Origin of the sequence: Teichococcus aerophilus (assembly GCF_014490485.1) — a bacterium.
Taxonomy (GTDB): domain Bacteria; phylum Pseudomonadota; class Alphaproteobacteria; order Acetobacterales; family Acetobacteraceae; genus Pseudoroseomonas; species Pseudoroseomonas aerophila.
Genome location: NZ_JACTVA010000033.1, coordinates 23,447 through 36,006, shown reverse-complemented (window position 1 = coordinate 36,006; position 12,560 = coordinate 23,447). Strand labels below are relative to the sequence as shown.

10 protein-coding genes are annotated in these 12,560 nt (G+C 67.8%); 6 read left to right on the top strand and 4 right to left on the bottom strand.

The genetic code is table 11. The features are described from left to right. Positions 1 to 3: 3 nt before the first annotated feature. A complete protein-coding gene (locus IBL26_RS16640) occupies positions 4 to 1,605 on the bottom strand; it encodes an ABC transporter substrate-binding protein (RefSeq protein ID WP_187785634.1) in 1,602 nt (533 codons plus the stop codon). Between the two features lie 205 nt (positions 1,606 to 1,810). Here IBL26_RS16640 and IBL26_RS16635 point away from each other — a divergent pair, with 205 nt between their 5' ends. Beyond that, positions 1,811 to 3,307: an ABC transporter substrate-binding protein gene (locus IBL26_RS16635; RefSeq protein ID WP_367615452.1), complete on the top strand. Its 1,497-nt coding sequence runs from the start codon at positions 1,811 to 1,813 to the stop codon at positions 3,305 to 3,307. Between the two features lie 377 nt (positions 3,308 to 3,684). On the opposite strand, the gene IBL26_RS16630 is transcribed toward IBL26_RS16635, so the two are convergent. The 3 genes from IBL26_RS16630 to IBL26_RS16620 all read right to left on the bottom strand — a co-directional run bounded on the left by IBL26_RS16630 (position 3,685) and on the right by IBL26_RS16620 (position 6,374). Then, positions 3,685 to 4,149, bottom strand: coding sequence for an Lrp/AsnC family transcriptional regulator (locus IBL26_RS16630; protein ID WP_187785633.1), 465 nt, complete (start codon positions 4,147 to 4,149; stop codon positions 3,685 to 3,687). 91 nt (positions 4,150 to 4,240) lie between these two features. After that, complete coding sequence (locus IBL26_RS16625) at positions 4,241 to 5,371, bottom strand: type III PLP-dependent enzyme (RefSeq protein WP_187785632.1); 1,131 nt, start codon at positions 5,369 to 5,371, stop codon at positions 4,241 to 4,243. Between the two features lie 352 nt (positions 5,372 to 5,723). Next, positions 5,724 to 6,374: a TetR/AcrR family transcriptional regulator gene (locus tag IBL26_RS16620; RefSeq protein ID WP_187785631.1), complete on the bottom strand. Its 651-nt coding sequence runs from the start codon at positions 6,372 to 6,374 to the stop codon at positions 5,724 to 5,726. A 137-nt stretch (positions 6,375 to 6,511) separates the two neighbouring features. Between IBL26_RS16620 and IBL26_RS16615 the strand changes: the two genes are divergently transcribed. From IBL26_RS16615 to IBL26_RS16595, 5 genes are all read left to right on the top strand, one after another. Continuing rightward, the gene (locus IBL26_RS16615) at positions 6,512 to 7,675 is read left to right on the top strand and encodes an HlyD family secretion protein (RefSeq protein WP_187785630.1); all 1,164 of its coding nucleotides are present in this window, start codon (positions 6,512 to 6,514) and stop codon (positions 7,673 to 7,675) included. 13 nt (positions 7,676 to 7,688) lie between these two features. After that, positions 7,689 to 9,299, top strand: a complete 1,611-nt coding sequence (locus tag IBL26_RS16610; RefSeq protein ID WP_187785629.1) for a DHA2 family efflux MFS transporter permease subunit — start codon at positions 7,689 to 7,691, stop codon at positions 9,297 to 9,299. A 399-nt stretch (positions 9,300 to 9,698) separates the two neighbouring features. Beyond that, positions 9,699 to 9,965: a hypothetical protein gene (locus IBL26_RS16605; RefSeq protein ID WP_187785628.1), complete on the top strand. Its 267-nt coding sequence runs from the start codon at positions 9,699 to 9,701 to the stop codon at positions 9,963 to 9,965. Between the two features lie 140 nt (positions 9,966 to 10,105). After that, positions 10,106 to 11,479, top strand: coding sequence for an esterase-like activity of phytase family protein (locus IBL26_RS16600; RefSeq protein ID WP_187785627.1), 1,374 nt, complete (start codon positions 10,106 to 10,108; stop codon positions 11,477 to 11,479). Between the two features lie 487 nt (positions 11,480 to 11,966). After that, entirely contained in the window at positions 11,967 to 12,488 is a 522-nt protein-coding gene (locus IBL26_RS16595) for a GNAT family N-acetyltransferase (RefSeq protein WP_187785626.1), read from the top strand. Positions 12,489 to 12,560: the final 72 nt, after the last annotated feature.

Sequence of the window (12,560 nt, the reverse complement as noted above, 5' to 3'; positions counted from 1 at the left end):
GTGTCAGCGGGCCGCCGGGGCTGGGCGCACGTCCTGCGCGCGGGTCAGTTCATCGGCCCGGGCTTCGTGCGCCAGGCCAGGGCGCAAGGCCCAGACGTTCTTCTGAATATGGATCGGCATGATGCCCACGTCTTCCATGGTGATACGGGTGGCTTCCTGCAGCAGGACCTCGCGCTTGGCATCGTCCAGCTCACGCAGGGCGGCCTCCAGCTTGGCGTCGGCGGCGGGGTTGCTGTAGCGCCCGCGGTTGGAACCACCCCAGCCGCGATCCCGCGTGTAAGTGGCGGTCAGCGAGCGAAGCGGAGAGGAAGCCTCGCCCGAGGCGGTGCCCCAGCCGGCCAGGAACGCACTGAACTCCTGCCGCCCGGCGCGGGCGACGAAGGTGGTCCAGGGCTGGCCCTCGACGGCGGTGCGCACGCCGATGCGCGTCCACATCTGGCCGACGGCCTGGATGATGCGGGCGTCATTGATGTAGCGGTCGTTCGGGCCGTGCAGGGTCATGCGGAAACCGTTGGGGTACCCCGCATCGGCAAGCAACTTCCGTGCCGCGTTCAGGTCCGGCCGCACCGGCTCCAGGCCCGGCACGTAGCCGAAGGTGCCAGGGGGCAGGAATTGCGCGGTGGGGATCGCGCTGCCTTCCATCACCCGCTCGACGATCGCGTTGCGGTCGATCGACATGTTCAGCGCGCGCCGGACCCGCACGTCGTGCAGCGGATTGACCGTCAGCGGCTTGCCGTCATTGTCGGTGATGAAGGGCGAGCCTTCCGGGTGCGAATTGTCCAGCCCCAGGAAGATGACGCGCAGGCCGTCGGCTTCGGACAGGCGGACCCGCTCCTCGCGCCGCAGCCGGGCGATGTCGGTGGTCGGCACCTGGTCGATCATGTCCACGTCGCCGCTCAGCACGGCGGCCATGCGCGCGGCATTGTTGGTCATGATGCGGTAGGAGACGCGCTCGAAGGCCGGCTTGGGGCCCCAGTATTCCTCGTTCCGCGCCAGCTCCAGGCGGTCGCCGGAGCGGAAGGAGACGAAGCGGTACGGGCCGGCGCCGATGGCGACCTTGCCGGAGTTGAAGTCCTCCGTCGCCGCGCCGTCATGCGTCTCCCTGTCGAGCATGGAGACCTGGGCGAGGTCGTTGGGCAGGTTGGGGTAGGGGCCTTCGGTGTGGAAGCGGACCGTCATCGGGTCGACGACTTCCACGCTTTTGATGGCGCGGGTGTAGAGGGCGTAGGAGGACGGGCTGTTCGGCACCGTCGGCACCCGGGCGACGGTGAAGGCCACGTCCTCGGCGGTGAAGGCGTTGCCGTTGTGGAAGCGCACATTCGGCCGCAGCTTGAATTCCCATACGCTCTCGCTCACCGGGCGCCAGCTCTCGGCCAGGCCGGGCTGGATGCGGCCATGGGCATCGAAGCCGGCCAGCGCGCCGAACAGCATCTCGGCCACGGCGTAGTTGGGCGACAGCGCGTGGTAGTGCGGATCCAGTGAGGTGACCTGCGCGCCGACGGCGATCGTCACGCTCTGCACGTTCTGCGCCTGGGCAGGCACGAAGGCGGTCAGGCCGAACGCCGAAACGGCGGCCAACAAGGCCGCCTGCAAAGTTTGTTTCATCTCATCCCCCAGAGGCTGCCGCCTTCTTGCCATGAGACTGTAGCAGCGCACCCCTTGAATCGCTAGATGAACGGGGTTTCATGAAGAATCTTAAGGGGAAACGCCTTTGTTGAACTTCTCCCGCCCGCGGACCCGATTTCTGGCGGCCGCCCTTGCCGCCCCGCTGGGCCTGTTTGCCGCAATGCAAGGCGCCAGCGCGCAAACCTTGAACATCGGCATTGGCGGGGCCGTGACGTCCATCGACCCGCATTTCTACAACGCCTCGCCCAATAACGGCCTGGCCATGCATCTGTTCGACTTCCTGGTCGGGCGCGACGAGAAGGCGCAGCCCGTCCCCGGCCTCGCCGAAAGCTGGCGCGCGGTCGAGCCCACGGTCTGGGAATTCAAGCTGCGCCCTGGCGTGACCTGGCATGACGGCAAGCCCTTCACCGCCGACGACGTCGCCTTCTCCATCGCCCGCGCACCCAACGTGCCGAACAGCCCCGGTGGATTCGGCGGCTTCGTCCGCGCCATCACCAAGGTCGAGGTGCTGGACGATCTGACGGTGCGCATGCACACGGCCGCGCCGCACCCGTTGCTGCCGGTGGAACTCGGCGCCGTCTCCATCGTCTCCCGCCATGTCGGCGAAGGGGCCGGGACGGAGGACTATAATTCCGGCCGCGCCGCCATCGGCACCGGCCCCTACCGCCTGGATTCGTACCGGCCGGGCGACCGCGCCGTGCTGCGCCGCAATGAAACCTATTGGGGCGGGCGGGAACCGTGGGAAGTTGTGAACTACCGCTTCCTGCCCAATGATGGCGCCCGCAGCGCCGCCGTGCTGGCCGGCGATGTCGACGTGATCGACCAAGTGCCCTCCAGCGACCTGGCCCGGCTGCGGCGGGACAACCGCGTCGGCCTGTCCGAAGTGCAGGGCGTGCGGCTGATGTACATCTCGCCCGATGCGCGCGAAGGCAGCGTGCCCTTCGTCACCGACAACGATGGCAAGCCGCTGGCGCAGAATCCGTTCCGGGACCGCCGGGTGCGGCAGGCGCTCTCCATCGCCATCCAGCGGGACGCGCTGGCCGAGCGGATCATGGAAGGCACCGCCGCGCCGGCCGGGCAGTGGATGCCGGAAGGCACCTTTGGCTACAACCCGGACGTGCGCCCGCCCGCCTACGACGCCGCCGGCGCCCGCCGCCTGCTGGCCGAGGCCGGCTTCCCCAACGGCTTCCGCCTGACCCTGCACAGCCCGAACGATCGCTACCCGAACGACGCGAAGCTGGCCCAGGCCGTGGCGCAGATGTGGTCCCGCATCGGCGTGCAGACGCAGGTCGAGGCACTGCCGTGGACGACCTTCGCCGCACGCTCCGCCCGCCAGGAATTCGGCATGCGCCTGGCCGGCTGGGGCAGCACCACCGGCGAAGCCTCCTCGATGATCATCAACATCCTGGCGACGCACGACACGGCGAAGCGCCTGGGCAGCAACAACCACGCCCGCTACAGCAACCCCGAGCTGGATGCGCTGCTGACCCGCGCCTCCACCACCGTGGATGACGCGCAACGCGAGGCCGTGCTGCGCCAAGCGGTGAAGCTGGCGACGGACGAAGCCGCGCTGATCCCTGTGGTGCAGCTGGTGAACATCTGGGCCGTCCGCCGCGGCCTGACCTACGCACCGCGCATGGACGAGCGCACGACCGCCATGGGCGTCCGCGCCGCGCCCTGAGCACGACGCACGGCCTTCCAGGAGGAGGCGACTGCCTTCTCCTGGAAAGGCAATCCCGTCAGTAGCTGCCAGCGTTGTTCCGGTTTCTGGAATTTTTGGGGAAGGGAAGGCCGGGGAAAGAATTCCCCGGACCCCTTCTTTTTTTCTGCGAGTTTGGCGAAGCGCTTCAGGACTGAGAGCGGGCGCTGCTTGATGATATTTAAAATGGGCCACGCGGGCTGCACCGTCAGTCGCCGGAGGTCCAGGACCTCCGGCACACCCAGCCGTGTCTCAAGCGCACCCGCCCGAAAGCCCCGCCCTTAAACTCGAAAAAAAGAAGGGGCCCGGGGAATTCCTTCCCCGGCCTTTTCCCGCCCAGAAAAACGCCAAGGCAGCTGCTACTCCTCCGTTGCTTCCGCCACGGGCAGGATGGAGGTTTCCTTGGCCGAGCCGATGGCGAGGACGGTTTCCGTCCGTTCCACGCCAGGCTGGGCACGGATGTCCTCCGCCACGAAGCGCTCCACGGCGGCGAGGTCGGGCAGGCGCAGCTTGACCAGGTAGGTCCAGCTGCCGGTTACGCGGTGGCATTCCAGCACGGCTTCGGCCGCGCGCATCGCGGTGCGGAAGGCGGTTTCATCCTTGCCTGCGCGCAGCTCCACAAACACGAAGGCCAGCATGGCGCAGCCGATGGCGGCGGGGTCCAGGTCGGCGCGCCAGCCACGGATGGTGCCGCGTTCCTCGAGTCGCTTGACCCGCTCCGCGGTCGCGGAGACGGAGAGCCCTGCGACTTTCGCCAGTTCGGCGAGCCCCGAAGCCCCGTCTTCCTGTAGGGCAACGAGGATGTTCCGGTCGATTTCGTCCATGGCGGGACAGTATCCGGCACATGGCGGGCTTGAAACAAAAAAAGGCGGAGAGGTTTCCCTCTCCGCCCTGCCGCGCCCGGAAGGGGGAGCGTCAGATGTAGTGTTCGGCCAGCGGCGCGAAGCCGTTGAAGGCCTGGCTGGCATAGGTGGTGACATAGGCACCGGTCGCCAGCAGCTCGATCCGGTCGCCGGCGTCGAGCGCCAGCGGCAGGCGGTAGTTGGACTTTTCGTACAGCGTGTCCGTGCTGTCGCAGGTCGGCCCGGCGATCGTCACCGGTCCGTCCGCCCCGCCGTCATGCTGCGTGCGGAAGGCGTACTTGATGGCTTCGCCCTCGGTCTCGGCCAGGCCGCCGAAACGGCCGATATCCAGATACACCCAGCGCACCGGGTCGTCCTTCTCCTTGCGGGAGACAAGGACGACTTCGGAGGACAGCACGCCCGCATCGCCGACGACGAAGCGGCCGGGCTCGATCACCATCTCCGGCAGGTTGTTGCCGAAGGCTTCGACCATCGCGCCCATGATGGCGTCGCCGATCTCGCCGATCTCCGGCACCTCGCTGCGGTAGCGGACGGGGTAGCCGCCGCCGATGTTGATCATGCGCGGGTTTACGCCGGCATTCTTCAGGTCGGTGAACAGCATGCCGACCTTGGCGATCGCCGCCTCATAGGCCGCGGTGCGGGTCTGCTGGCTGCCGACATGGAAGGAAATGCCGAAGGGATCGAGGCCGAGCTCGCCCGCCAGCACCATCAGCTCCTTCGCCATCTCGACCTCGCAGCCGAACTTCTTCGACAGCGGCCACTCGGCGCCGACATTGCCGACGAGGATGCGGCAATACACCTTCGCACCCGGCGCGGAGCGGGCGAGCTTGCGCAGCTCCGGCTCCGAGTCGAAGGCGAACATGCGGACGCCGGCTTCGAAAGCGGCCTTGATGGCGCTTTCCTTCTTCACCGTGTTGCCGAAGGAGATGGCATCCGGGCGGGCGCCGGCGCGCAGGCAGGCCTGCACCTCTTCCCACGATGCGGCGTCGAAGGCGGAGTCGAGCGAGACCAGGCGGTCCAGGATCGGCGCCGCCGGGTTGGCCTTCACCGCGTAGTAGATGCGGGCCAGCGGCAGGGCCGCCTTGAGGCGCCCGTAGTTCTCCCCGACGCGGTCAACGTCGACGACGAGGCACGGGGTCGCCGGGGCGACATCGCGCAGGAAGCGGGAGACCTTCTGGGTCATCGCACACCCTCCAAAATATGGAAGGACCGCCCCGGTAGAAGGGGTCAGCCCCAAGTTGACGAAACGGTCGAACGAACCAGCGACCAAAGAGAGGCCGGATCGGGCTTGCGCCTTGTCCGGGGTTGCCAGAACGCTTGACGTCGTTGCGTAAACCTTTGGCCGGTCTTGCCGGCCTGGGGCCTAGAGGCACGTGCGTACTGCGTCTGAGGCGGCATATAGAGATGTTGCCCAGGAGGTGAAAGGGGTTTTTGGAGTCGGACCCGCTATTTTTCCGCATGCCACCCCTGCGGAGCCGGAAAGTTACCTTAAGGCTAGCGGGGGCACGGGTGGCCTCTCGCGTCAAAGCGCCGGTTCAGGCGAATCCGTCCGCCGGCACTCCGTGCAGGCGCAGGAATGTATCCGCCACCTGCTCCGCGATGCCCTGCAGCTCGGCCGCCGCCGCATCCTCCCCCACCAGGCCCAGCGTGGCACGGACGAACAGGTCGCCGCGCAGCAGAGAGAGGAAGTGCTCCGCCGCCTGTGCTGGCCGCACCTCCGGCCGCAGCCGGCCGCGCGCCAGCTCACCAGCCATCCAGCCGCTCAGCCAGCTATGCATGGCCTGGGGGCCGGCGGCGTAGAAGGCGCGGGCGAGGGCGGGGAAGCGCACGCCCTCGGCAATCATCACCCGGTGCAGGGCGCGCACCTGCCGGCGAAGCATGAAGCGCAGCCAGTGCAGCCCGAGTTCCACCAGAGCCTCCCGCAGTGGCCGGTCATGGCCGCCGAGGAATTCCTCGGCCTGTTCCCGCATATGCTCACAGCCCGCGGCGACGATCGCCTCGAACAGCGCTTCCTTGCCGGAGAAGTGGGCGTAGAGCGTGGCCTTGGAGACGCCGGAAGTCTTGGCCACCGCATCCATGGAGACGGCGGCATAGCCCTCCGCCATGAACAGCTCGGCCGCCGCCGCCATGATGGCGTGGCGCTTGGGATTGCTGACGTCGGAGAGGAACTCGGCGGTCGCTGACATGAAAGGTTAGTAATAGAGCCCTGTCGCGGCTTCAAGAGTGAACTGAACGGTTTGGTTCAGTCTTGACAAAAAGACACGAGGGACGCAACTCAACGCCTGCAAATGAACTGAACCGTTCAGTTCGAAGGCCCTTCCGAATGAACGCTCCCGTCTCCCCCTCCGCGGCCCTCGAGGCCAGCCGGTCCTCCGCCCCTGCCGCGCCGCCGCCGCGCAGGTGGACCGTCAAGCGCATCCTGCTGCGCGTCGTGCCACTCGTCCTGCTGGTGGCCGCCGTGCTGGGCGGCACCTGGTACTGGCAGACCGGCCGCTTCCTGGTCGAAACCGACGATGCCTATGTCCAGGGCGACATCAGCGTGCTGGGCGCCCGTATCCAGGCCGATGTCGCCAGCATCCAGGTGGCCGACAACCAACCGGTGAAGGCCGGCGACGTGCTGATCACGTTGGATGAGCGCGACCTGCGCAATGCGCGGGACCAGGCCGCCGCTACCCTGGCCGAGGCCGATGCCGCCATCGCCACGGCGCGGGAGCAACTGGCCCAGCAGCAGGCGCAGATCGACGCCGCCGGCGCTCAGGTGGAGCAGGCCCGCGCGGAGCAGACCCGCGCCATCGCCGATGCCCGCCGCACCCAGTCCCTCGTCGGCAGCGGCTACGCCTCTCGCCAATCCGCCGACCAGACGGTGGCGGACCAGCGTAAGGCCGAGGCCTCCGTGCAGGCGGCGCAGGCGCAGCTTTCCGTGCAGCGGCAATCGCTCGGCGTCCTGGCGGCGCAACTGCGGCAGGCCGAGGCCAAGCGTGCCCAGGCCGCCGCCGCCCTGGCCCAGGCCGAGACCAACCTGACCTACACCGCCATCCGCGCGCCGGTGGACGGCATCGCCGGCAACCGCGCTGCGCAGCTCGGCCAGCATGTGCAGCCGGGGCAGCAGCTGATCGCAGTGGCGCCGATGGGCGGGCAGCTCTTCGTCGTCGCCAACTTCAAGGAAACCCAGCTGGCCAGCGTGCGCCCCGGCCAGCCGGTCGAGATCACGGTGGATGCCATCCCGGGCCTGACCTTCCACGCCCGAGTCAACAGCTTCGCCCCCGCCACCGGCAGCCAGTTCAGCCTGCTGCCGCCCGAGAACGCCACCGGCAACTTCACCAAGATCGTGCAGCGCGTGCCGGTGAAGCTGGTGCTGGAGCCCGGCCAGGACGCCGATGCCCTGGCCCGCCTGCGCCCCGGCCTCTCCGTCGTGGCGGAAGTCGATACCCGCGACGACCCGACCGCCCCGCGCGGCGTGCTAGCCGCCATCCGCAGCCTGTTCTGAAGGCACACGCGCCATGAGCGCCACGACGATGCCCGCCGCCGCCGCCCCGCAAGCCCCGCCGCAGGTTATGCCGGCCCCGCCGCCGCAGGCCATGCCGACCAAGGTCCGCTTCGGCTTCATGGCGATGGTGTTCGGCATGTTCATGGCGATCCTGGACATCCAGATCGTCTCCGCCTCCATCTCCGAGATCCAGGCCGGCCTCGCCGCCAGCCCGGATGAGGCAAGCTGGGTGCAGACCAGCTACCTGATCGCGGAGATCGTCATGATCCCGCTCTCCGGCTTCCTCTCCCGCCTGCTCTCCACCCGCGTACTGTTCACCGCCTCGGCCGTCGGCTTCACCGTCTTCTCCCTGGCCTGCGCCATGGCGTCGAATCTCGGCATCATGATCGTGTTCCGCGCGGCGCAGGGCTTCATCGGCGGCGCGATGATCCCGACGGTGTTCGCCGCCAGCTTCATGCTGTTTCCGCCCAACAAGCGCGCCGGCGCCACGGTCATCATCGGCCTGACGGCGACGATGGCGCCCACCATCGGCCCCACCCTTGGTGGCTGGCTGACCGAGCAGCTCTCCTGGCACTGGCTGTTCCTCATCAACGTGCCTGTCGGCATCCTCATCGCCACCGCGGTCTGGCTGACGGTGGATATCGACAAGCCCGACCGCACCCTGCTGGCGAAGTTCGACTGGTGGGGTTTGGCCGCCATGGCCGCCTTCCTCGGCAGTCTGGAATACGTGATGGAGGAAGGCCCGCGCTGGGACTGGCTGCAGGACGAGACGGTGCGCAACCTCGCCGCCGTCTGCATCGTCGCCGGCATCGTTTTCTTCTGGCGGGCGCTGACGCGGCCGGAACCGATCGTGGACCTGCGTGCCTTCAAGGATCGCAATTTCACCATTGGCTGCCTGTTCAGCTTCACCATGGGCATCGGCCTCTACGGCTCGGTCTACCTCATCCCGCTCTTCCTGGGCCGGGTGCGTGGCTACAACTCCATGCAGATCGGCGAGGTGATGTTCATCACCGGCCTCTGCATGTTCTTCGCCGCCCCCATCGTCGGCAAGCTGCTTGGCAAGTTCGATCCGCGTATCCTGCTCGCCTGCGGGCTGTCGCTGTTTTTCCTGGCGATGTGGCTGACGGCGCGCCTTACCTCGCAAAGCGCCTTCCCGCAGATGGCCTTCCCGCTCGGCCTGCGCGGCGTGGCCATGATGCTGTGCATGGCGCCCATCAACCAGATCGCCCTCGGCACCGTCGCGCCCGCCGTGCTGAAGAACGCGTCCGGCCTCTACAACCTGATGCGCAACCTCGGCGGCGCCGTCGGCCTCGCCATCATCAACACCTTGGTCACCGACCGCTCCTACCTGCACCGCGTCCATCTGGACGAAGCCCTGAACTGGGCCCGCGCGCCCGCGCTGCATTACCGGGACACCATGGCCGACGCCCTGGCCGGCCAGGTCGGCCAAGGCGCCGCCGACATCGCGGCCCTGGCGAAGATGAAAGCCCTGGTCACCCAGCAGGCCCTGGTGCTGGCCTATAACGACGTGCTGCTGGTGATGGCCGGCTGCTTCCTGGTTTCCCTGCCCCTGGTGCTGCTGCTGCGCCGGCCACGAAAGGGCGCGGGTGGGGATGCGCACTGATCGGGGTGGGATGGAGAGGAAGGCCGGGGAAAGAATTCCCCGGGCCCCTTCTTTTCTTTTTTCGATTTTTCGGGCGCGGCTTTTGAGAGGGTGTTCTTGGGATACGGCTGGGTCCGCCGGAGGTCCTGGACCTCCGGCGACTGAGGGTTCAGCCCGCGTGGCCCATTATTAAAATCATCAAGACGCGTCCGCTCTCAGTCCTGAAGTGTTTTGCCAAACGCGCAGAAAAAAAGAAGGGGCCCGGGGAATTCCTTCCCCACCGATCTGCCCATCGTTGCATCACCACCACCGATACCCGGCATGGTCAAAGCCGATTGGCCCAGCCCAGGCTGCCGGGCGTAGAAGAATCCCAACGGAGCGGCACGCAGCCGCAGCCTAGTTGAAAGGAATTCTTTAGTCATGTTCAGCAAGGTCCTGCTTTCCGCGATCCTGGTGGCCGGTTTCTCCGGTGCCGCTTTTGCCGCCAATGGCGATGCCAATATCGATGCGCTGATGGCGCAGCAGCCGCACAGCCAGGCGGTCAGCCAGGGCATCGCCACGGTGGTCGGCAGCCAGGATGGCAGCCCGGTCATCCGCTACCACGGCCCGGCGGTTGGCAATCTCAGTGCCGGCGTGCCGGTGATTGTCGGCAACAGTGGTGGTGAGCCGGTGATCGTCTATCGCTGATCGCCGTTACGGCCTGTCGCGGACGCGGGCGGGGGGCAGGGGCCTTCCGCCCGTGTCGCCGTTTCGTCATGCCGGCGTCAAGGCGCTGCAACACGCACCCGGTAACAGCGCCACGCTGACGTAACCGGGATACAGACCACATGCGCAGGATCCTGCTGGCCGCCACGGCCCTGATCGCGACCGCCACCGCCGCCATGGCTCAGGAGCAGCGCTTCGACGCCCGCCTGGCCGGCCACGCCATTCTGCCCGCCTTCACCATGGAGCTGCCGCCGGCCGATGCGCCGCGCGATGCCCTCGTCTCCGGCAAGTTCACCGGCGATGCGCGGAACGAGCGTCCTGGCAGCGTGCCCGGCACCACCGGCCCGGCGCCGACTGGCCGCCCCACCGGCCTGTCGCTGCCCTTCATCGGCCAGCCGGTGCAGGGCTTCTCCGGCATCAAGCCGGTGGCGGGGGAGGCCGGCGCCTATTGGGTGCTGACCGACAACGGCTTCGGCAACCGCCGCAACAGCGGCGACGCCCTGCTGGCGCTGCGCAAGATCCGCCCGGATTTCCGCACCGGCCAGGTGACGGTGCTGCAGACCGTCTTCTTCTCCGACCCCGACCGCCGCGTGCCCTTCCGCATCGCCTACGAGGGCACCGACGCCCGCTACCTGACCGGTGCGGATTTCGACCCGGAGAGCATCCAGCCGATCGAGGGCGGTGGCTTCTGGATCGGCGAGGAGTTCGGCCCCTTCATCCTCCGCCTGGATGCGCAGGGCCGGGTGCAGCAGGTCCACCAGACCCTGCTGGACGGCAAGCCGCTGATGAGCCCGGACAACCCCGCGCTCTCCATCGGCGCCACGCCCGTCGCCGGCGCTAACTTCCGCGCCCGCCGCTCCGGCGGGTATGAGGGCATGGCGATGTCGCCCGATGGCAGCCGCCTGTGGGCGCTGCTGGAGCAGCCGCTCTTCATCGAGGGCACCGACCGCCCCGAGGGCAATTTCATCCGCATGATGGAATTCGACACCGCCCGCGGTGCCTGGACCGGCCGCAGCCTGAAATACCGCCTGGCCGAGGGCGCCGCCGCCATCGGCGACTTCAACATGATCGACGACCGCCGCGCCCTGGTGATCGAGCGCGACAACGCGGAAGGCGACCCGTCCCTGGCCTGCGCCCAGGGCCAGCAGCCGCCCGCCTGCTTCCATGCCCCCGCGCGTATCAAGCGCGTCTCCCTGGTGGATCTGGGTGCGCCGGATGCCGAGGGCTTCGTCCGCAAGATCGGCTATATCGACCTGATGGACATCCAGGACCCCGAGAACCTGGCCCGCACGCGTGGGGACCGCGGGCCGAACGCCCCCGCCAACCGCCTGTCCTTCCCGTTCTTCACCATCGAGAATGTGGCGATGGTCGACGCCGATCACATCATCGTCGGCAACGACAACAACCTGCCCTTCAGCGCCGGCCGCCACCTGACCCGCGCCGACGACAACGAACTGATCCTGCTGCACGTGCCGGAACTGCTGCGCGCCCGCTGAGCGGCTCGCATCGGCCGACAAGGTCGGCTGCGCTTGGTTTTTGCTGCCTGTGAGAGAGATTGGAGGAAGCAAGGCTGGGGAATGAATTCCCCAGACCCCTTCTTTTCTCTACAAGTTCGACGCGGCGCTTCAGGGCTGAGAGCGGGTGCCCCGATGATATGTCTAATAGGGGACGCGGGCTGAACCCTCATTCGCCGGAGGTCTAGGACCTCCGGCGCGAACGAGCCGTCACTCCAACCAGACAGCTCTCTCAACCGCCACACCTGCAAAACCCGAAAAAGGAAAAGAAGGGGTCTGGGGAATTCTTTCCCCAGCCTTCCTCTGTTCAGCAGCGCTCACCGCCCCCACCGGAGGCGCTGAGCGAGACCCGGGCTCTTGCCGTCGCCCGGAACCGACCTTACCCATGGTTCAGGCCCTCTCTGTGCGGGCCTGCGCCGTCCGGCTGTTCCGGCACCGGCGCCCATGGCGTGAGTGTTGGAGACTCCGGATGATCTATCGTGATGCCACCCAGGCCGACCTGCCCGCCATGGCCGCCATCTATGCGCATCACGTCCTGAACGGCACCGGTACCTTCGAGGAACTGCCCCCGGACGAGGCCGAGCTGGGTGCCCGCCTGGCCCGCAACCAGGCGCATGGCTGGGCCTGGCTGGTGGCCGAGGATGCGGGGGAGGTGAAGGGCTACGGCTACTACGCCGCCCTGCGGGACCGTTCCGCCTACCGCTTCGCCGCCGAGGATTCCATCTATGTGCGGGATGACGTGCGCGGCCAGGGCGTCGGCAAGGCGTTGGTGGAGGCCCTGTTGAAGCGGGCCGAGGCCGCCGGCTTCCGCCAGATGTTCGCCGTGATCGGCGACTCGGAGAATGTGGGCTCCATCGGCCTCCACCTCTCCCTGGGCTTCAAGCAGGTGGGCGTGCTGAAGGCGGCCGGGCTGAAGTTCGGCCGTTGGCTGGACGTGGTCTACATGCAGCGCGCGCTGGGCGCCGGCGACAAGACCGTGCCCCCGGCCTGATCTGGTCTGACTGGCCTGCGCGCCGCGAGGCGTGTGCGGCAGGCGGCTTCAACCTGTGCCAAGCTGGCGCCC